17 protein-coding genes are annotated in these 20,066 nt (G+C 44.1%); 8 read left to right on the forward strand and 9 right to left on the reverse strand.

What is annotated here, in order from left to right; all coding sequences use genetic code 11:
* Nucleotides 1-12: 12 nt before the first annotated feature.
* Nucleotides 13-978: a stage II sporulation protein M gene (locus tag WS34_RS08885; RefSeq protein ID WP_013613140.1), complete on the reverse strand. Its 966-nt coding sequence runs from the start codon at nucleotides 976-978 to the stop codon at nucleotides 13-15.
* Between the two features lie 86 nt (nucleotides 979-1,064).
* Here WS34_RS08885 and WS34_RS08890 point away from each other — a divergent pair, with 86 nt between their 5' ends.
* The 3 genes from WS34_RS08890 (at nucleotide 1,065) to efp (ending at nucleotide 3,747) form a co-directional block, all read left to right on the forward strand.
* Nucleotides 1,065-1,766 (forward strand): RDD family protein, encoded by a 702-nt coding sequence (locus WS34_RS08890; RefSeq protein WP_046403701.1) that lies wholly within the window; start codon nucleotides 1,065-1,067, stop codon nucleotides 1,764-1,766.
* Between the two features lie 757 nt (nucleotides 1,767-2,523).
* A complete protein-coding gene (locus tag WS34_RS08895) occupies nucleotides 2,524-2,862 on the forward strand; it encodes a DUF5684 domain-containing protein (RefSeq protein WP_046403702.1) in 339 nt (112 codons plus the stop codon).
* A 318-nt stretch (nucleotides 2,863-3,180) separates the two neighbouring features.
* Nucleotides 3,181-3,747 (forward strand): elongation factor P, encoded by a 567-nt coding sequence (efp, locus tag WS34_RS08900; protein WP_013613136.1) that lies wholly within the window; start codon nucleotides 3,181-3,183, stop codon nucleotides 3,745-3,747.
* A 53-nt stretch (nucleotides 3,748-3,800) separates the two neighbouring features.
* On the opposite strand, the gene rnc is transcribed toward efp, so the two are convergent.
* The 3 genes from rnc to WS34_RS08915 are packed head-to-tail and all read right to left on the reverse strand — an operon-like array spanning nucleotide 3,801 to nucleotide 6,056.
* Entirely contained in the window at nucleotides 3,801-4,541 is a 741-nt protein-coding gene (gene rnc, locus WS34_RS08905) for a ribonuclease III (RefSeq protein ID WP_013613135.1), read from the reverse strand.
* Between the two features lie 24 nt (nucleotides 4,542-4,565).
* Nucleotides 4,566-5,804, reverse strand: a complete 1,239-nt coding sequence (gene fabF / locus WS34_RS08910) for a beta-ketoacyl-ACP synthase II (protein WP_022159530.1) — start codon at nucleotides 5,802-5,804, stop codon at nucleotides 4,566-4,568.
* A gap of 15 nt (nucleotides 5,805-5,819) precedes the next feature.
* Nucleotides 5,820-6,056 (reverse strand): acyl carrier protein, encoded by a 237-nt coding sequence (locus tag WS34_RS08915; RefSeq protein ID WP_013613133.1) that lies wholly within the window; start codon nucleotides 6,054-6,056, stop codon nucleotides 5,820-5,822.
* A 173-nt stretch (nucleotides 6,057-6,229) separates the two neighbouring features.
* Between WS34_RS08915 and purN the strand changes: the two genes are divergently transcribed.
* From purN to WS34_RS08935, 4 genes are all read left to right on the forward strand, one after another.
* The gene (gene purN, locus WS34_RS08920; RefSeq protein WP_046404374.1) at nucleotides 6,230-6,799 is read left to right on the forward strand and encodes a phosphoribosylglycinamide formyltransferase; all 570 of its coding nucleotides are present in this window, start codon (nucleotides 6,230-6,232) and stop codon (nucleotides 6,797-6,799) included.
* Nucleotides 6,800-6,829: 30 nt separating this feature from the next.
* The gene (gene dnaE / locus WS34_RS08925; RefSeq protein ID WP_046404376.1) at nucleotides 6,830-10,594 is read left to right on the forward strand and encodes a DNA polymerase III subunit alpha; all 3,765 of its coding nucleotides are present in this window, start codon (nucleotides 6,830-6,832) and stop codon (nucleotides 10,592-10,594) included.
* Nucleotides 10,595-10,699: 105 nt separating this feature from the next.
* Nucleotides 10,700-11,017, forward strand: coding sequence for a thioredoxin (gene trxA, locus WS34_RS08930; protein ID WP_013613130.1), 318 nt, complete (start codon nucleotides 10,700-10,702; stop codon nucleotides 11,015-11,017).
* Between the two features lie 91 nt (nucleotides 11,018-11,108).
* Nucleotides 11,109-12,029 carry a DUF58 domain-containing protein gene (locus WS34_RS08935; RefSeq protein ID WP_046403707.1) on the forward strand — a complete coding sequence of 307 codons (921 nt, stop codon included), beginning with the start codon at nucleotides 11,109-11,111 and terminating at the stop codon, nucleotides 12,027-12,029.
* Here the strand turns inward: WS34_RS08935 and WS34_RS08940 are convergent.
* The 5 genes from WS34_RS08940 to rnhA form a co-directional block, all read right to left on the reverse strand.
* A complete protein-coding gene (locus tag WS34_RS08940) occupies nucleotides 12,021-13,331 on the reverse strand; it encodes a peptidoglycan DD-metalloendopeptidase family protein (protein WP_046404377.1) in 1,311 nt (436 codons plus the stop codon). The two genes, WS34_RS08935 and WS34_RS08940, sit on opposite strands and share 9 nt — an antisense overlap.
* A gap of 59 nt (nucleotides 13,332-13,390) precedes the next feature.
* Nucleotides 13,391-14,833, reverse strand: a complete 1,443-nt coding sequence (locus tag WS34_RS08945) for a carbon starvation CstA family protein (protein WP_013613127.1) — start codon at nucleotides 14,831-14,833, stop codon at nucleotides 13,391-13,393.
* A gap of 22 nt (nucleotides 14,834-14,855) precedes the next feature.
* Entirely contained in the window at nucleotides 14,856-17,111 is a 2,256-nt protein-coding gene (gene rnr / locus WS34_RS08950) for a ribonuclease R (RefSeq protein ID WP_046404280.1), read from the reverse strand.
* Between the two features lie 170 nt (nucleotides 17,112-17,281).
* Nucleotides 17,282-18,250 (reverse strand): NAD-dependent epimerase/dehydratase family protein, encoded by a 969-nt coding sequence (locus WS34_RS08955; protein ID WP_013613125.1) that lies wholly within the window; start codon nucleotides 18,248-18,250, stop codon nucleotides 17,282-17,284.
* A gap of 113 nt (nucleotides 18,251-18,363) precedes the next feature.
* On the reverse strand, nucleotides 18,364-18,849 hold the full coding sequence (gene rnhA / locus WS34_RS08960; protein WP_022159932.1) for a ribonuclease HI: 486 nt from the start codon (nucleotides 18,847-18,849) through the stop codon (nucleotides 18,364-18,366).
* A gap of 532 nt (nucleotides 18,850-19,381) precedes the next feature.
* On the opposite strand from rnhA, the gene WS34_RS08965 reads away from it, so the two are divergent.
* Nucleotides 19,382-19,999 carry an RNA polymerase sigma-70 factor gene (locus WS34_RS08965; RefSeq protein WP_286693694.1) on the forward strand — a complete coding sequence of 206 codons (618 nt, stop codon included), beginning with the start codon at nucleotides 19,382-19,384 and terminating at the stop codon, nucleotides 19,997-19,999.
* Nucleotides 20,000-20,066: the final 67 nt, after the last annotated feature.

The raw sequence follows: 20,066 nt of genomic DNA on the forward strand, positions 1-20,066 counted from the left end.
ATATTTAAAATATCAATCTATTTCTCCTTCGTTCAACTTCTGTCTGCGCCCGATGATCACAGGATAAACGATAAAATAACCGATCACGCCGACAGCCGAAATCCCGATACAGAGTGCACCGACGACAGGCATAGCATCTGCATAACGGGTAATATAACTCTCGATCACGCCGGCCAGAATAAAAAAGGGAACTAATCCCGCTACGATCTTCACCCCACGAACAGCTCCCCGCCTGAAAGAAAACAAACGGGGATAAGTCCCGGGAAACAAAAAGCTATTCCCCATAATCAGCCCGGCAGCTCCGGCAATAATAACCGAAGTAATCTCGAAAGTACCGTGTGCCCATACCGACATGACGGAGTGGGCCAATAAACCGTATTTATAGAAAAAATATTCGAAAGCACCGATCATCATCCCGTTCGAGAAAAGGATCCACAAAGTTCCGGCCGAAAAAAATAACCCGAAAGCAAAAGCGATAAAAGACACCCGGATATTGTTCGTCGTAATCCGCAAAAACATCTCCCATTCGTCTCCCTGGTTATAAACGCCCATCGGTTTACCGGAAGTGATATTATCGATGGTCATATTCACATAAGTATCTCCCAAAATCAAGCGGATGAACGACTCATCGTGAGCAGCTGAAAATACCCCGACAAAAGCCGACAACACGAAAAAGAAAAAGGCAAAAAGTAAGGTTTTGTATTCGCTGGCCAACAGTAAAGGCAATTCTTGTTTCCAAAAATACCATATCGGTTTATTTTTCCGCACAGGCCGCGAGTTGATATCGGTTTGATAACCGGCAATCAGCTGGTTCAGGTAGCGTTCCACCTCGCTTCCCGGATAAAAAGTACGGGCATAAGCCAGATCATCGGACAATTCGATAAAATTAGCAGCCAAATGCTCCGCATCCGGTTGCTGTCCGTTTTCCATATTTTTCCATTTATCTTTATTGCGTGAAATAAACCGGGCTTCTTTCATACTCTCAGTTAAACAGCATAAAAGTATATTTTTTTCAGAAAAAAACATATGTTTGCAAGATAAAATAGAATATAAATTCAACTTATATGGATATATCTATACGTACTGCCCAGCACGTCAATATTGCATACCAGCCGGCAGGATTGGTGAACCGGATAGGGGCAACCCTCATCGACCTGGCTTTCTTAGGCGGAATATACATACTCTGTTTCACCCTGGCTTCCCTCAGTAGTATTTTCAGGAACACCACGACAGCCATTATCTTATTAGTCATTTTAATGTGTTACCATTTTGTTTGTGAATACTTTTTTCATGGCAGGAGTCTGGGTAAACTAACTTTACATTTAAGGGTCGTACGGCTCGACGGCCGAAAGCTCTCTTTCTGGAATTGTCTGTTGCGCTGGATATTGCGTCTGGTAGACATCAGTGCCAGTATGGGTATTCTTGCTATGCTGAGCATTATCATCAGTTCGAAAATGCAGCGTCTCGGGGATTTGGCAGCAGGTACCACGGTCATTCATGAAAAAAAGGACACCGATCTGAGACGGATCAGTTTTTTCGAAACACCGGAATCTTACCAGCCGACTTTTCCCCAAATCGCTATGCTTTCGGATAAAGACATGGCCATTGTCCGGGAAGTGTTCCGGGAATTCGAAAAAAACAAAGAGTATAAACTCCTGGAGCCTTTATCGGCTAAGATCAAGGAATTGACCGGAATAGAAACTCATATGAATAATTTACAATTCATCCAAACTATATTGACGGACTATATTCATTTGACGAAATAAATTTGGTAGTTATATACATATTTACACTTATAAACGTAGGTTTATTTTTTCTTTCTATTCCGATTCCGGTTTTTATACCGTCAGACCGGTTCGCCTGGAACGGTCCGCTAAGGCTTTCCTTCACTGACCGGCGGAACTCCTCGCAAGCTCGTCAGACACCACCGGTCGGGCGTTCGGAAACCCTAACCGGATCCTCGTCCCCGCTCCAATGGTCTTCCGGCATAAAACCCTCCATCTCACGGCAGAGCTAACCGGTAAAGAAAATACAAGCGGAAATTTACAACAATAGGAAGCCTGATCATCCGGATTATTTCCAAAGAAAATGCCTTTTATCAAATCAAGACCGGTATACAATTCTGTGATAACCTTAGGCGAAGGTGATCGGGATTGGCGACCATTGGAGCTCTGGCGAGTGTCGTCTTACTTTTTCTGAACGCCCGACCGGTGGTGTCTGACGAGCTTGCGAGGAGTTCCGCCGGTCAGTGATAGAAAAAGCCAGACGACCGACAGAAGCGACCGGGTCTCCAATCCCGATCACCGGAGACGAATTAGTAACGACGAAATAAACCTACATTTAGGATAAACATGTATATAAATACCATAAATTTTATGAATTATTAAGTTTTGATCAGATACCGATATCAAATTCAAAAAAAATTCCAATCAGACGTAACCGATTCCAAAAATATGTATATTTGCATAATCTAATCAAGATTTAGGTGTGCATCATTACTTTTATAACTAAAAACTAAAAATTATGATTGGTTCTATTATTTATCTTGCGATTGTCGTGATCTCAATTGCAGGTATGTGGAAAACATTTGAAAAGGCCGGGCAACCGGGTTGGGGATGTATCATTCCGATTTACAACATCTATCTGATGACTAAGATAGCAGCCAAACCGGCCTGGTGGGTGATCATGTTTTTCATTCCGTTGGTAAATATTGTATTCGCTATCATGCTTTACAATGAAATAGCCAAAAAATTCGGTCAGGGAATCGGCTTTACCATCGGTCTGATTCTTTTACCTTTCGTTTTCTTCCCGATTTTAGGTTTCGGTGATCACGCTTATCAAAATGAAGTAGCCGCTCAATAATCTTTCGGAGCTATAATAAAAAAGGCTGGCAGAAAAGTAATTTTTTTGAAATGCCCCCTAAAAGTTAAATACAAAACTTTTAAGGGTCATTTCAAAACTCTTCCTTAGTTAAATTACATCTATTTCACTTTTCAAAATAGCCAGTATTATTTCACACAATCCAACGCAAACGAACGACATTCCCCCGGATGCATTAAAAAATAGTTTTCTCCAAACAGCTCAGAATGAAATCCATAAGCGATTCACTTGACATTTTGATCCCTTTTTTCTATATTTGCAACCTCAAAATAAAATTATAATCAAAAAAATACAGAATCAATGGCAACAACAGCAGATTTCCGTAACGGACTATGTATTGTATTCAAAGACGATTTATATACAATCGTACAGTTTCAGCATGTAAAACCCGGTAAAGGTCCGGCATTCGTGAGAACCAAGCTGAGAAACGTAAAAACCGGCCGTATACTTGAAAACACATTCACCTCTGGAGTTAAAATCGACACGGCCCGTATCGAAAGACGTCCGTATCAATTCCTGTATAAAGAAGGCGAAGACTATGTGATGATGCATACCGAGACTTTCGAACAGGTAAACATCCCGGAAGAACTGATCAATGCCCCTCAATTTCTGAAAGAAGGAGATGCAGTAGAAATGGTTGTACATGCCGATACCGAAACTCCGTTGTATGTCGAGTTGATGCCGAGTGTCGTGTTGGAAGTGACCTATACCGAACCGGGCCTGAAAGGCGATACCGCTTCATCTACCGCACTGAAACCGGCAGAAGTGGAAACCGGCGCCAAAGTAATGGTTCCCCTGTTCATTGAAATGGGAGAAAAAATCCGGATTTCGACAGCCGATGGCTCTTATGTTGAAAGAGTAAGATAATTCATAATTACGATTTACGATTTACAATCGATTCTGAACGTAAATCGTAAATCTTAAATTTCTATATTTCCGTCAGCTTCTTTCGATAAGATATCGATAACAATTTTAGCCGCATTTTGTTCGGCTTCTTTTTTGGAAGTGCCTTCCCCTTTTCCTTTTTCTTCCTCGCTAAGCATCACGGTGCAACAGAATTTACGACGTCCGCGAGCCACTTCGTCTGTCTGGAAATGGATATCGACTTTATTTTTTTGTCCCCATTCGATCAGGCGGCTTTTGTAGTTGGTGTCGATCGTCACCAGATCTTTGATATCGAAGAAATTGGGAAAGATAAACTTCTCGATAAACCGTTTGGTATTAACGAATCCCTGATCCAGAAACATCGCCCCGATAAAAGCTTCGAATACATCTCCGTAAATATGTTTATTCCGGGAGATATCCGATTTTGCGACAACAGCTTTATCCAGGCCGATATTAATGGCCAATTCATTCAAAGATTCGCGGCTGACTACTTTAGAACGGACACGGGTAAGAAAACCTTCGTCCTTTTTAGGAAAGAATTTATACAATAATTCAGCGACAATAGCTCCCAGGACGGCATCTCCTAAAAACTCCAGACGTTCGTAATTGAGCACAACCCCTTTGGAAGTCATCTTCGATGCCGACTTATGCAGCAGAGCCAAACGATACAGACTCTTATTGTTGGGCACAAAGCCGATCTGAGAAATAGACAATCCATAAAACTTCCCGTTACGATTCAGGTAAAGTCTTATGGATTGAATGATTTGCCTAATCACAGCCCTAAAGAATTTAGTATGTGATTATTTTTTGATTACGACACATGCATTGTGTCCACCGAAGCCAAAAGTATTACTTATGGCCACTTTCACTTCCCTCTTTTGCGGCTCGTTGAACGTAAAATTCAATTTCGGATCGAGCTCCGGAGCCAAAGTATGGAAATTAATCGTCGGAGGAACAATATCATTCTTTACAGCCAACGTACAAGCGATCGCTTCTACAGCACCCGCAGCCCCCAAAAGGTGACCTGTCATAGATTTCGTAGAACTGATATTCAACTTGTAAGCATGCTCGCCAAACGCTTTCAGGATAGCTGTCGGTTCGGAGATATCTCCCAACCCGGTCGAAGTACCGTGTACATTGATATAATCGATATCTTCGGGTTTCATACCTGCATCTTCAAGAGCCAGCAACATCACTTCATAGGCCCCGTCCGGATCCGGAGCGGTCATATGATAAGCGTCACAGTTTCCGGCACCCCCTGCAATCTCTGCATAGATATGTGCACCTCTGGCCACAGCATGTTCATACTCTTCAAGAATCAGGGCAGCTCCACCTTCACCGATCACAAAACCATCCCGGTCTGCATCGAAAGGACGGGAAGCTGTCTTCGGGTCATCGTTGCGGGTTGAAAGGGCTTTCATCGAATTGAAACCACCTACACCAGGAACGGTGACAGCAGCTTCAGAACCACCGGCAACAATGGCATCAGCTTTTCCTAAGCGAATTAAGTTCAATGCATCAACAATAGCGTGAGCCGACGATGCACATGCAGAGACCGTCGTATAGTTCGGACCTTTCAATCCGTTTTCTATAGCGATCATGGCTCCTCCCATGTTAGCGATCATCTTAGGTATAAAAAAAGGATTGAATCGAGGCGTACCATCTCCTTTCGAGAAAGTATCACACTCCTCGAAAAAAGTCTGCAAGCCACCGATTCCTGCTCCCCATATTACACCTATCCGCTTTTTGTTCGCTGTTTCCAGGTCCAAACCCGAATCTTTAAGCGCCTCTCTTGCAGCGATGATACCGAATTGAGTATAAAGATCCATCTTCCGAACTTCTTTCTTATCGAAATATCCGGTCGGTTCGTAATTTTTCACCTCACAAGCAAACTGTGTGCGGAATTTTGATGCATCGAAACGAGTAATAGGACCGGCGCCACTGACGCCTTTCAATAAATTGTCCCAAAACTCAGGCACATTATGACCTAAAGGGTTGATTGTTCCAAGACCTGTAATTACTACTCGTTTCAAATCCATAAAAACAATATTAAATTACTTTGCGTTAGCTTCCACGTAAGAGATAGCGTCACCTACAGTAACAATTTTTTCTGCTTGATCATCCGGAATAGTAATATTGAATTCTTTTTCCAGTTCCATAATCAGCTCAACAGTATCCAAAGAGTCGGCACCCAGATCATTTGTGAAGGTAGCTTCGGGTTTAACTTCTGATGCATCTACACCTAATTTCTCTTCAATAATCCGTTGTACTCTTTCAGTAATGTCAGACATAGCTTAAAATTTTAATTAGACATTCTTTTTACTTTAACACTCTATGCAACAAGATTTGCATAATTATCTAAATTCAGATGGCAAATTTAGACTTTATTTTTTTCACTAAAAAATTTTTTGCCAAGAATAAACTTTTATTACCTTTATCGTCTTGATTTTTAAATGCTTACACCATGAAAAAAATAGCAATATTTGCCTCAGGATCAGGTTCTAACGCTGAAAATATCATTCAATATTTTGCTCAAAAACCGCAATTCTGCGTAAAATCTGTCTTTTGTAATGTCCCGGATGCTTACGTTCTGGAACGGGCTAAAAAATACCGTATTCCAGCTTTTGTTTTCAACCGGGAAGAGTTCCGGAATCCGGACAAAGTATTCCGCCAGCTCCAGGAACAGGAGATCGATTTTATCGTATTAGCCGGCTTTTTATGGCTAATGCCCTCTTTTATCACCGCAGCCTGGCCGAACAAAATCGTCAACATCCATCCGGCCCTTCTTCCGGCCTATGGCGGTAAAGGCATGTACGGACACCATGTGCACGAGGCCGTTATTGCAGCCGGCGAAAAGGAAAGCGGCATCACCATTCATTATGTCAATGATCACTACGACCAGGGCGCTATCATCTTTCAGGCCAAATGCCCGGTGCTCCCGACAGACACCCCCGACGACCTTGCCGCCCGGGTACATGAATTGGAATACCGTCACTTTCCCCGGGTGATCGAAGACACCCTGAAAAAATTATAATTTTTAATCTCAGCTTGTAAATCACAGTCCATGCAGTTTACCCACTTTCACGTCCACTCGCAATATTCTATTCTCGACGGAGCAGCCAGTATTCCAGGCCTGATCGAAAAAGCCAAAGCCGACGGTCAGACCGCACTAGCACTGACCGACCACGGCAATATGTTCGGGATAAAGTTGTTTTACGACACCTGCCGGCAAAAAGGGATCAAACCCATTTTAGGGTGTGAAGCCTATGTCGCACGGGTATCCTTATATAATAAAGAAAAACCGATCGACCGGTCGGGGGAACACCTGATTATTCTGGCCAAAAACCTCACCGGTTACCTCAATCTCGTCAAGCTCTGTTCGACGGCTTTTTGCGACGGTTTCTACTACCGTCCCCGTATCGATAAAACCCAGCTCGAAAAACATCATGAGGGATTGATCATTTCCTCGGCTTGCCTGGGAGGAGAAATCGATCAGAAAATCATGGCCGGTGATCTGGAAGGAGCTGAAAAAGCAGCTCTATGGTACAAAAATCTGTTCGGCGAAGATTATTACCTGGAAGTGATGCGCCATCCGGCAGCGGATCCCAAACAAAGAGCCGAGATTTACGACAATCAGCAACGCTGTATTCAGGAGAAAATCAAAATAGCCAGAAAACTGAATATCAAACTTATCGCCACCAACGACGTACATTTTCTCAATGAAGAAGATGCCGAAGCCCATGATCTGCTGATTTGCCTGAACACCCGGAAAGACATCGACGATCCGACCCGGATGCGGTATACCCGTCAGGAATGGTTTAAAACCACCCAGGAAATGATCGACCTTTTCCCTGATCTGCCCGAAGCCATCGAAAACACTCAGGAGATCACCGATAAAGTCGAGGAATACGAACTGGACTCCGATCCTTTGATGCCCGTTTTTCCTATTCCCCCCGAACTCGGTACGGAAGAAGAATACCGGCAAAAATTTTCCCAGGAAGACCTCTTCAACGAATTCACCCGCGACGAGAAAGGAAATGTCGTACTGACCGAAGAAGAAGCCAACAAAAAAATCAAAAAACTGGGCGGATACGACCGTTTATATCGTATCAAACTGGAAGCCGACTATCTGAAAGAGCTGACCATGAAAGGGGTTGTGAAACGCTATGGTGAAAATCCGTCTCCCGAGATCATGGAACGCATTATCTTCGAGCTGCATATCATGAAGACCATGGGTTTCCCGGGTTACTTCCTGATCGTGCAGGACTTTATCCGGGCTGCCCGGGATATGGGCGTAATTGTAGGACCGGGACGTGGATCGGCTGCCGGTAGTGCCGTCGCCTATTGCCTGGGTATCACGAATATCGACCCTATAAAATATGATCTGCTGTTCGAGCGTTTTCTGAATCCCGACCGTATTTCCCTGCCCGATATCGATGTGGATTTCGATGATGCAGGACGGCAACAGGTACTGGAGTGGGTAACGGAGAAATACGGAGCCGACAAAGTGTCGCACATCGTAACCTTCGGCAGTATGGCCGCCAAAATGGCTATTAAAGACGTAGCCCGGGTATTGAAACTGGAATTATCGGAAGCCAACCGGCTGGCTAAAATGGTTCCGGAAGCTCCGAAAATGACTCTGAAAAAAGCTTATAAGGAAAACCCGGATCTCGAGAAAGAGAAGCAATCTCTTAATCCACTGATTTCCAAAACAATACAATTTGCCGAGACCCTCGAAGGTTCTATCCGTCAAACCGGAGTACATGCCTGTGGTATCCTCATCAGCCGGGATCCGCTCACCGATCATATCCCGATCATGCCTACCGAAGGAGAAAGTCTGATGACTACCCAATACGACGGGCATTTCGTGGAACCGATCGGGCTGATCAAAATGGACTTTCTGGGTTTACGTACCCTCTCGATCATCAAGACTTGTCTCGACAATATCAAAAAATCGAAACATATCGTCCTGAATGAAAACGAAATTCCCCTGGACGACGAAGAAACCTTCAAGCTTTTCACCCGCGGAGATACCACCGGGCTGTTCCAGTTCGAGTCGCCCGGAATGAAAAAACACCTCCGCGCCCTCCAGCCCAACCGTTTCGAGGACCTGGTAGCCATGAACGCCCTGTATCGTCCGGGGCCTATGGAGTATATCCCTTCCTTCATCCGGCGCAAACACGGCGAAGAACCCATTGAATACGACCATCCGATGATGGAGCCCTACCTGAAAGACACTTACGGCATTACCGTCTACCAGGAACAGGTGATGCTCCAATCCCGGGCCCTGGGACTGTTCACCCGGGGACAATCGGATACCCTCCGTAAAGCTATGGGTAAAAAGAAGTTCGAATTGCTGGCGGAATTGAAAGGCAAATTCGTCGAAGGTTGTAAAAACAATCCCGATTTTGTCCAGGGAGCCAAAGAAAAAGGAAAAGATGTCGAAGAACTGGTCAACAAAATCTGGGGAGACTGGGAGGCTTTCGCTTCTTATGCCTTCAACAAATCGCATTCCGTTTGTTACGCCTACATCGCTTATCAAACCGGTTTCCTGAAAGCCCATTATCCGGCAGAATTCATGGCAGCCAACTTAAGCAACAACCTCTCGGACATCACCAAAGTAACGGTTTTCATGGACGAATGTAAGCGAATGGGGTTGAGTGTACTGGCGCCGGATGTTAACGAATCTTACAATGACTTTACCGTAAACTCACATGGCCAGATCCGTTTCGGAATGGCCGCCATCAAGGGAGTGGGTGAAGCTGCCGTAGAAAAAATCATCGAAGAACGGGAGAAAAACGGACCTTATAAAGATGTATACGATTTCTTCGAACGAATCGACTATAAATCGGTCAATAAGAAAACAATCGAAAACCTGGTTACTGCCGGCGGACTGGACAGTTTCGGATACCACCGGGCCCAATACCTGCACCTGGTAGACGCAACGACCACAGTACTGGATAACCTGGTGAACTACGGCCAGAAAAACCAGCAGGATTCCATGAACCTGCAAGCCACCCTATTCGGCGAACTGGACGGCTTCGAAGTCACCAAACCGAATATCCCCGACTGCGAACCCTGGCACGACTATGAGAAATCGAAAAAAGAAAAAGAGCTGATCGGTATTTACCTGACCTCCCATCCCCTCGATCCTTATAAGCTGGAAATGCAGTTGCTTTGCACGCCGGTAGAAGAACTCAACAGCGGCCTCGAAACTTTTAAAGGCAAAGAAATCAATATCGCCGGTATCATTACCGCCAAACGGGAAGGTAAAACCAAAACCGGGAAAGACTTCGGCATCCTGACCCTGGAGGATTTCAGCGGTACTTACGAACTGGCTTTCTTCGGAAAAGATTATACCGATTTCCGGCAATACTTTATCGACGAGACGGCGATCTATGTGAAAGGGAAAGTAGGGCCCAAATGGGGTAAAGAAGGAAACGAGCTTACTTTCACCATTCAAAAAGTGGGCTTATTGGAAGCACTGACCGAAAATGCAATCCGTTCGATCACTTTACAGGTCGATATTGAAAAACTGACCCTGGAAACGGTCACTGAAATACACGAGCTCTTTACAATCGATGTGAACAGCGAGAGTTATAAAGAAGCCCAGCAGAAAGCGGCCGAACAAAAGACACAGAAGAACAGCGATCCGGAGAATTTTGAAGAACCGGTAACGGTACAAAACGATATTCCCCTGAATTTCATGCTGTTCGACCGTCAGGGAAACAGTGTCAAAATGTTCTCCCGCACTTGTAAGATCAGGCGTTCCCGGGAATTGTACGAATATTTCGAAAACAACGATTCGATCAAAATGAAGATCAACTAGGATAAATTTTAACGTTCTATTATAAGATGAATACTTCGTATACAATAAAATTGTTGTAACTTAGCGGAGCAAAATGGAAATACCAACTTTTAAAAGATAAATACTATGGCAATAGCAGTTAATGATTCTAATTTTGAAGAGGTTGTACTGAAATCAGCACAACCTGTCCTGGTCGATTTCTGGGCAGAATGGTGTGGACCATGTAAAATGATGCTTCCCATTGTTGAAGAAATCTCTGAAGAATTTGCAGGAAAAATTACCGTTGCTAAGGTTGACGTCGACGGCAGCCCAAGCACAGCAGCTAAATTCGGTATCCGTAACATCCCGACTATCCTGTTCTTTAAAGACGGTAAAGTTGCTGATAAACAAGTAGGTGCAGTACCTAAGAATTCACTGGTCGAGAAAATCAACAAACTTCTTTAAATAATTGAAAATTGAGAATCGAAAAATCCGATTCTCAATTTTTTTAATCGTTGCTCTAAAGCCTTTTCTTTATCTTTTCAGGTTTATAGCCATGAACAAGCTCGAAGATATTATCCGCTATGAACAATTCGATAATCTCGAATTCATTGCTTCTCAGATTGTTGCTGGTTTTATCACCGGTTTGCACCGGAGTCCTTATCATGGTTTTTCTGTAGAATTTGCCGAACACCGGGTATACAATACCGGAGAATCGACCAAACACGTCGACTGGAAGCTTTATGCCCGGACAGAGAAGTTATTCGTCAAACAATTCGAAGAAGAGACGAATTTACGGTCGTATCTGGTGCTGGATACTTCTTCTTCGATGTTGTTTCCTTATCCGTCGGCGAAAGTCTCTAAGCTCCGGTTTTCGGTTTATTGTGCAGCAGCCTTGATTCACCTGCTCCGGAAACAACGGGATGCTTCGGGATTATGTCTGTTCTCGGACCGGATCGAAGTGTTGACGGATGCAAAATCGAACAGCACCCACATACAGACGATGTACGCCCACCTTCAGGAGATTTTGCAAAATCATTCGGTTTCCCTGAACAAACCCACATCGACAGCCCAGGTGCTCCACCAACTGGCGGATACCATACAAAAAAGAGCGTTGATCGTTATTTTCACCGATATGTTTTCGAACGGAGATACGGAAGAACTCTTTTCAGCTCTCCAACACCTCTGCTATAATAAACACGAGGTGATCCTCTTTCACGTCAAAGACAAACGGATGGAAGAAGCATTCGAATTTTCGAACCGCCCCCATCTCTTTATCGATCTGGAAAGCGGCCGGGAAATCAAATTTTCTCCAAATGAAATCCGGGAGACTTATAAGCAGAAAATGGCCGAATTTTACCAGGAACTAAAACTACGTTGCGGACAACTCCGGATCGACTTTGTCGAAGCCGACATCGACCGGGAATTCCACGAAGTATTATTCCCCTACCTGTTAAAACGCAGCAAATTATATTGATTCATTATCTTCAAAAACGGTTGTATCGACAGGTATTTCTGTATTTTCCTGCCGGACATCCGGAATAAGAGTCAACATGCGGATAACCGAATCCCTGACGACCTCATACCGATTCAAATCTCCGTCTTTCAATGTTTTCTGAGGTTGTGATTTGATTGTCAGCGGATTGATCGGCTTACCGTTTTCATATACCCTGAAATCCAAATGCGGGCCTGTGGCCAGACCGGTAGCCCCGACATATCCGATGACCTGCTTCTGGGCAACATCTACCCCTACTTTGATTCCCTTTTCGAATCGGGACAAATGCATATAGGTCGTCGTATAAATACTATTGTGTCTGATTTTGACGTAATTTCCACCTCCATTGGCCTGATAACCTTTTGCAATAACCCGGCCTTTCCCGATGGCATACACCGGAGTACCCGTCGGCGCAGCATAATCTACACCGTGATGAGCCCGGTAACGCTTCAACACAGGGTGGAAACGGCTGTTTGAGAAACGGGAAGAAATCCTGAAAAAATCCAAAGGAGCTTTCAAAAAGGCCCCCTCCAAACTCTTTCCTGCTCTGTCGTAATATAATTTTTCTCCGTTCAGTTCGAACGGTATGGCATAATAAGTACTGTCACCATGCCGGAAAGCAGCCCCCAATACATTAAAATTAAGCAAACTCTTCCCATCAACATATTCCTGCTCATAAATCACGCGAAACTCATCCTGTTTTTGAAGACCGAAAAAGTCGATGGTCCACCCGAAAATATTCGATAATACGACGGCCAATTGCGGATCGGCATTGTATTTCGACATGGCCAGCCACAAAGAAGACTCAACAACACCATGCAACTCATTCCTGCGCCATTCGACCGGATTTTCCCCCATCGTCACCCGGTAATCTCCCCGCAAATCAAAAACGACATAAGATTTGGGATCGATTTCATACACGAAATAACAGGTCTCCGGTATACTGTCCCTGGTGGTAAATACCGCATAAGCCTGATCGCTCCTGATCTTACGTACATCGAAGACATCTTTGGATTTTTCTACCAGCCGATACACTTCTCCCACCGATAAGCCATGTTTCTGCAATATCGTAGAAAGACTTTGATTCCTTTTGACAATACCATAATCCACATCGTAATCATCGATGGGTATACCATATTTATAAGTAATCTCCTTCACTTCAAGCGAATCCGTCACTTCGATCTCATCCAACGGTTCAGTAGTCTCTTTCTTGGGCATAAAAATCACTACTAACAACACGATTCCCAGTAGTGATGAAAAGATAATCTGTTTTTTCTTTGACATTGGTTATTGAGTTATTGGGTTGCTGAGTTATTGAGTTGCTGAGTTATTGAGTTGCTGAGTTATCGGGAGACTAAATCACCGGGAGACTGAGGGGTTTTGCTTTTCCATACAGCAAACCAAACGACAGCGATCAGAACACAGAACAACCCGATATAATAAGATACGATCTGAGTCAATCCGAAACCTTCGGGAGCGATACACAGATAGGTCGAACACACACAGGTCATAAACAAAGCAGGAATCAAAGTAATCCAATAGTTTTTACCCGTCTGTACCAGATAAACCGTAATGGCCCAAAGGGTAAAGACGGAGAGGGTCTGATTCGACCAGGCAAAGTACCGCCAGATCATATCGAATCCCGCAGCATCCCGGAGGCTATACAATAACAATCCTATAGCAGCCAGAAACATCGGGACACAAATATACAAACGGCGGCGGATACTTTTCTGTTCCATGCCCATAAAGTCCGCTACAATCAGACGGGCCGACCGGAAAGCCGTATCGCCGGAAGTAATCGGAGCAGCTATCACACCCAAAATCGCCAGAATACCTCCCACCGATCCCAACCAACTTTTCGTAATGGCATCTACAATGACGGAAGCATTGTTTTCGGCCATACCGTTCTCATGATAAAAATAAGTAGCCGCAGCCGCCCAAATCAGAGCCACGATACCTTCCGTGATCATTGCCCCATAAAAAACGGGACGTCCGTATTTCTCACTCTTCATACAACGGGCCATCATCGGCGACTGTGTGGCATGAAAACCGGAAATAGCCCCACAGGCGATACTCACGAACATAATCGGGAAAACGGGCAGATTCGCCGCATTCGGATGGGTATTTTGTAAGCCGTCCCACAACTCCGGTAAAACCGGATGATTGACGTACAGCATGACTAAAATCCCGACAGCCATAAACAACAAAGCAATAGCAAAAATGGGATAAATCTTTCCGATAATCTTATCTACGGGTAACAGGGTTGCCAAAATATAATAAAGGAAAACGACGACTATCCAAAAAGAGGTGTCCAAAGCATCGGGTGTCAGCTTAGCCAGCAAACCGGCAGGCCCGGCAACGAAAACCGCTCCCACCAACACCATCAGGATTACTGTAAAACCACGCATCACCTGCTTGGTGGTCATCCCCAGATAACGTCCGATAATCTCAGGCAAACTTTCACCTCCATGCCGGATCGACAACATCCCCGAAAAATAATCGTGCGTAGCCCCCGCCAGCACACTCCCCAATACAATCCATAAATAAGAAGCCGTCCCGAACTTAGCCCCCATGATAGCACCGAAAATCGGTCCCAAACCGGCAATATTCAAAAACTGAATCATAAAAATCTTCCAGGTCGGCAAGGGGATATAATCCACTCCGTCGGCTTTTGTCAATGCCGGAGTCGGCCTTTTCGCCTCCGGCCCGAATACCCGCTCTACATAACGGCCATATACAAAGTAGCCGACGACCAGAATCAGCAAACAAATTGTAAATGAATACATAGCTTATCAAGTTTTTACATCCCTATTTTCTTTTTTTTCCTTTCGGTTTATTTTCCTTTTTCCTGCCTTTCGTTTTCGATTTCCGGCCGATGTCTTCCCGGCTCTTTCCCAAAGGCCTGATCACCCCTTCTTCGTCTGCTCCCTTAACCAACTCATAGTCCAATTGGCGAGCCACCAGATTCGCTTTAGCCACTTTGATCGTTACCCGGTCTCCCAGTTGATAGATCTTATGGTGATGACGTCCGACAATGCAATAATTTTTCTCATCGAATTCATAAAAATCGTCATCCAATTCGGTCATCGACACCAATCCCTCACATTTCGAATCTTCCAGTTCGACATAAAATCCCCATTGTGTGACACCCGAAATCGTACCTTCGAAATCTTGTCCGATTTTATCCGCCATAAATTCCACCTGCTTGTACTTGATAGACGAACGTTCGGCATTAGCCGCCACCTGTTCCATATCGGACGAATGCTTACAATATTCTTCGTATTTTTCTTTATTGACCGAGCGTCCACTGTCCAGATAACGTTGCAGCAACCGATGCACCATCACATCCGGATAACGCCGGATCGGTGAAGTGAAATGGGTATAATAATCGAAAGCCAGACCATAATGTCCGATATTATCGGTCGAATAGGCAGCCTTAGCCATCGTCCGTACCGCCAGGGTTTCGATCATATTTTGTTCGGGTTTGTCTTTTACTTCGGCCATCAGGTTATTCATCGAAGAAGTAAGGGCTTTGCGGCTACCTGTTTTCAATCCATACCCGAATTTAGCCACAAAACGGTTGAATTCTTCCAACTTTTCAGGCAGCGGGTTTTCGTGAATACGGTATACGAAAGTAGGTGCTTTTTTTCCACTCTTGGGTTTACCGATCCGTTCGGCCACTTTCTTATTCGCAAGCAACATAAACTCTTCGATCAGCTTATTGGCTTCCTTCGAACGCTTGAAATACACACTCACCGGATGTCCCTTTTCATCCAGGTTGAATTTCACCTCTACCCGGTCGAAATCGATCGCTCCGGCTTTAAAGCGATCCTGACGTAATTTTTGAGCCAACCGGTTCAACAGCAGAATTTCCTCCCGGTAATCCCCTTCGGCACCTTCGATCCGCTCCTGAGCTTCTTCGTAAGTAAACCGGCGATTCGAACGGATCACCGTACGCCCGAACCATTGGTCCAAAACCTGTGCGTTAGCGTCCAATTTAAAAATAGCAGAAAAACACAACTTATCTTCATCGGGTCTTAACGAACAAACCCCGTTACTCAAGCGTTCCGGTAACATCGGAATGGTCCGGTCGACAAGATATACCGAGGTAGCCCTCGCATAAGCCTCTTTATCGAGCACCGTATTTTCTTTGACATAATAACTGACATCGGCGATATGCACACCGACTTCATACACGCCTTCCTTCAACGTACGGACAGAAAGGGCATCGTCGAAATCTTTCGCATCTTTCGGGTCGATAGTGAAAGTAGTCAATTCGCGGCAGTCGCGGCGCTTGCGGATCTCCTCTTCAGGGATATCCAAAGGGATCTTTTCAGCCGCTTTCAACACATTGGGCGGGAACTTCACCGGCAATTCATATTCGGCCATAATCGCATTCATTTCCGTATCGTTATCCCCGGGACGCCCCAACACCTCGATCACTTCTCCCACAGGATTCTTCTGACTTTCAGGCCAATCTTTGATTTTTACCACCACTTTATCCCCGTTTTCGGCTCCATTCAAATGTTCCGTCGGGATGAACACATCATAGGGCAACTGCTTACCGGTCGGTATCAGGAAAGCGTAATTCGCCGACCGTTGTACTACGCCGACAAAAGTACCTTTCTTCCGTTCCAGGATCTCGACCACCTCTCCTTCGGGGCGGCGGTCACGACTCCGGGCATATACCAATACCTTCACTTTATCTCCGTTCAGGGCGTGTTTGAGGTTAGGAAAAGCAACAAACACATCCTCTTTACTCTCGTTTGAAATGATATAGGCCGAACCTTTGGCTGTCAACTCGACTTCACCGGTAATATAAGCCCCTCTCTGCCGCATTTTATATCTTCCTGTCGAAATCTCTTCCAACTCTCCTTTTTCTCCTAATTCCCGCAACACTTCCGAGATCTGGCGTTTCATATCCATACTCTTCACCTGCAATCGCATCGCCAACTGCTTATAATTATAACTCTCACCCGGGTGATTACTCATCAGTGCCAAAAGGCGTTTACTCAACTCCGGCTTACTCATGGTCGGCTCGCTTTTCTTTTTATTTTTGCCCATACCTCTTATTTTAGTGCCCTAATTTAGTGTTTTTTTCGATTGATTATACAAAAATCCGGGCAATGAATTATAATTTTCCTCCCGGCCAAGGCCGTTATTTTGTTTTATCGGAGCTAACGAAACAAAAAAGCGGCCCCGGAAAGAGGCCGCTCGTCGTTTTTATAAATCCCTTATTTAATCAATCCCTTATCGAATTTTTCTTTCACTTTAACCAGCATATCGACCGTCATATTCTGAAGGTTGTATTCCGGCTTCCAGCCCCATTCTTCCCGGGCACAAGAATCGTCCATACTGTTAGGCCAGCTATCGGCAATAGCTTGTTTTACCGGATCGATCTGATAATCCATCTTAAAATCAGGTAAGTGTTTACGGATCTCGGCAGCAATTTGCCCGGGTTCGAAACTCATAGCGGCAATATTGAAGCTATTGCGGTGTTTTAAACGGGAAGGATCGGCTTCCATCAACTGTACCACTGCATTGAGCGCATCGGGCATATACATCATATCCATATAAGTACCGGCTTTCACATTACAGGTGAAAGCTCCTCTGCGGATAGCATCGTAATAAATTTCTACAGCATAATCGGTGGTACCACCTCCCGGAAGCGTGACATAAGAAATCAATCCCGGGAAACGCACGCTACGGGTATCTACACCGAAACGGTTGAAATAGTAATCGCTCAGCAACTCGCCCGTAACCTTACATACTCCGTAAATCGTAGTATTGGAACGTTGCAACGTATCCTGAGGAGTTTTATCTTTCGGCGTATCTTTACCGAAAGCACCGATAGAACTCGGAGTAAACACAGCGCAATCGTTATCTTTCGCAATATTTAAAGAATTCGTCAGCGCCCCGATATTGATATTCCAGGCCAACACCGGATTTTTCTCTCCGGTAGCCGACAATAAAGCCACCAGATTAAAAATCGTGTCGATACCGTATTTTTTGACTATTGCCGTATATTTCTCTCCATCCAACGCATTCAGCTCTTCGAACGGACCGGCTTCCGCCAAAACTTTACATTTTTCAGCACTGATATCAGCAGCTACAACATTATTATTTCCATAAATGGATCTCAGATGAGGGACAAGTTCAGAACCTATTTGCCCGCCAGCACCGACAATCAATATTTTTTTCATTGCAGATTGAGTTATAATAGTTTCAAACAATCGGGTAGAACACCACTTTATTCTCTGCAAATGTATATAATAAAATCACCCGTTAGACTAAAAATTGAAATATTTTTCAGTGTTTAAATGAAAAGTTTTAAGTTATTATCCTGTTCCGCTTCATAATAGTAATCGATCTGGAGATTAGGCATTTTAGAAGCCTGAACAGCCAACTGGTCACAACGTTCGTTTTCGGGGATATCGGCATGTCCTTTTACCCAGACGAACTTCACCTGATGTTGCCGGTATATAGCCAGAAAGCGTTTCCACAAATCCGGGTTTTTCTTATCTTTAAATCCTTTCTTCTCCCATCCGAACACCCAGCCTTTTTCAACAGCATCGACCACATACCGGGAATCCGAATAAACGACCACCTGCCACCCGGGTTGCTTCAGTGCTTCCAATCCCACGATGACAGCCAGCAATTCCATCCGATTGTTGGTCGTCCTCCGGAATCCGGCCATCAGTTCTTTGCGATACACTCCGGCTTTCAATACAACGCCGAACCCTCCCGGACCGGGATTTCCACTTGCAGCACCATCGGTATATATAATGATCGGATCAGCCATATATAGATTCAATTCGAATTAGGTGGACAAAAGTAGTAATTAAAACGCAATTTTCCGGCTTTCCGGGAAAACGCCTATAGACTTTCATTCCCGATTAGTTCCAGGCCTATAATTTTCAGTTCAGTTACCCAAAAACAGCATTAATCTTTAAAAAAATCCATTTTTTAGTTATAGCGGTTAAACCTGACTTCTGAAACCTTTGTAACCATTTAAACCGCTGAAACTATTTAAAAACAGATATAATTTTTTCTTTCTATTCCGCCATAAAACCCTTCATTTTCCGTTAACGCTATTTGGTAAAGGAAGATTTAGAAGGGTTTTATAGTATCAAATATCGGATCACATCTATCAGTATATGGAAATCTAGATTATTTCATCGGAATAATTTCTTATAAGATATTGATTAATCGATTAAGTTAGTTGTTCTTTTTATCTGTTTATTGTACGCAAGACAATTCGGATAGTTCGTTTACATAAGAATAATAAAATGACAAGCTTCTTAAATAGATTAAAAATACGTATATTTGTCCCGATGAATAAGGTTACCGATATAGACCTTCAATGGTATGAAGCTGTCAGACAAGACAACTATCCGGCTTTTGAGAAATTATTCCAGAAGTATTACGATCCCTTGTGCCGGTATGCCCAGGGTTTATTGGCCGATGGTTCACTGGCCGAGGATGTGGTTCAGGATATGTTCATCCACTTTTGGGAAAACCGGATCAAATTGCAGGTGAAAGATTCACTCCGGGCCTACTTCTATACCTGCATCCGCCACCGGGCCCTCAAAAATCTGCAAAAACAGACCATTGTCCGGAAACATAACCCGAAATTGACCGAATTTATCGAATACCTCCTCCATTCCGAATATTCGGTCGAAGAAGAGCAGGAAATCGAACGGATCAAAGCCATCATGCAGGAGTTACCGCCCCAATGTTTGAAAGTTTTCATGCTGAGTGCTATCGAAGAAAAAAAATATACCGAGATCGCCGACGAACTTTCGATCTCGGTCAATACCGTCAAAACCCATATCTCTAAAGCTTATCGGTTGATCCGGGGACAATTACATTCGGAAGAATCGCTCATTTTGTGGTATTGGCTGATGAGTCAGTCCACTTGCCTGAAAAGCGAAATGAACATCAGGTTATAAAATTTTTATAAAAATGCATCACCCTTTTTTCAGGAAGAGGTATCTTATTATAAAATTTATAAACTAA

The organism is Odoribacter sp. N15.MGS-14 (genome assembly GCF_000980245.1).
Lineage (GTDB): Bacteria > Bacteroidota > Bacteroidia > Bacteroidales > Marinifilaceae > Odoribacter > Odoribacter splanchnicus.

Coding starts and splice junctions, on each gene's coding strand:
- fabF (WP_022159530.1), bottom strand. CDS start 5,804: ATGGATTTGAAACGAGTAGTAATTACAGGTCTTGGAACAATCAACCCT.
- WS34_RS08945 (WP_013613127.1), bottom strand. CDS start 14,833: ATGTATTCATTTACAATTTGTTTGCTGATTCTGGTCGTCGGCTACTTT.
- rnhA (WP_022159932.1), bottom strand. CDS start 18,849: ATGGCTGATCCGATCATTATATATACCGATGGTGCTGCAAGTGGAAAT.
- WS34_RS08915 (WP_013613133.1), bottom strand. CDS start 6,056: ATGTCTGACATTACTGAAAGAGTACAACGGATTATTGAAGAGAAATTA.
- WS34_RS08965 (WP_286693694.1), top strand. CDS start 19,382: ATGAATAAGGTTACCGATATAGACCTTCAATGGTATGAAGCTGTCAGA.
- WS34_RS08890 (WP_046403701.1), top strand. CDS start 1,065: ATGGATATATCTATACGTACTGCCCAGCACGTCAATATTGCATACCAG.
- WS34_RS08940 (WP_046404377.1), bottom strand. CDS start 13,331: ATGTCAAAGAAAAAACAGATTATCTTTTCATCACTACTGGGAATCGTG.
- trxA (WP_013613130.1), top strand. CDS start 10,700: ATGGCAATAGCAGTTAATGATTCTAATTTTGAAGAGGTTGTACTGAAA.
- WS34_RS08935 (WP_046403707.1), top strand. CDS start 11,109: ATGAACAAGCTCGAAGATATTATCCGCTATGAACAATTCGATAATCTC.
- rnr (WP_046404280.1), bottom strand. CDS start 17,111: ATGGGCAAAAATAAAAAGAAAAGCGAGCCGACCATGAGTAAGCCGGAG.
- purN (WP_046404374.1), top strand. CDS start 6,230: ATGAAAAAAATAGCAATATTTGCCTCAGGATCAGGTTCTAACGCTGAA.
- WS34_RS08885 (WP_013613140.1), bottom strand. CDS start 978: ATGAAAGAAGCCCGGTTTATTTCACGCAATAAAGATAAATGGAAAAAT.
- efp (WP_013613136.1), top strand. CDS start 3,181: ATGGCAACAACAGCAGATTTCCGTAACGGACTATGTATTGTATTCAAA.
- dnaE (WP_046404376.1), top strand. CDS start 6,830: ATGCAGTTTACCCACTTTCACGTCCACTCGCAATATTCTATTCTCGAC.
- WS34_RS08895 (WP_046403702.1), top strand. CDS start 2,524: ATGATTGGTTCTATTATTTATCTTGCGATTGTCGTGATCTCAATTGCA.
- WS34_RS08955 (WP_013613125.1), bottom strand. CDS start 18,250: ATGAAAAAAATATTGATTGTCGGTGCTGGCGGGCAAATAGGTTCTGAA.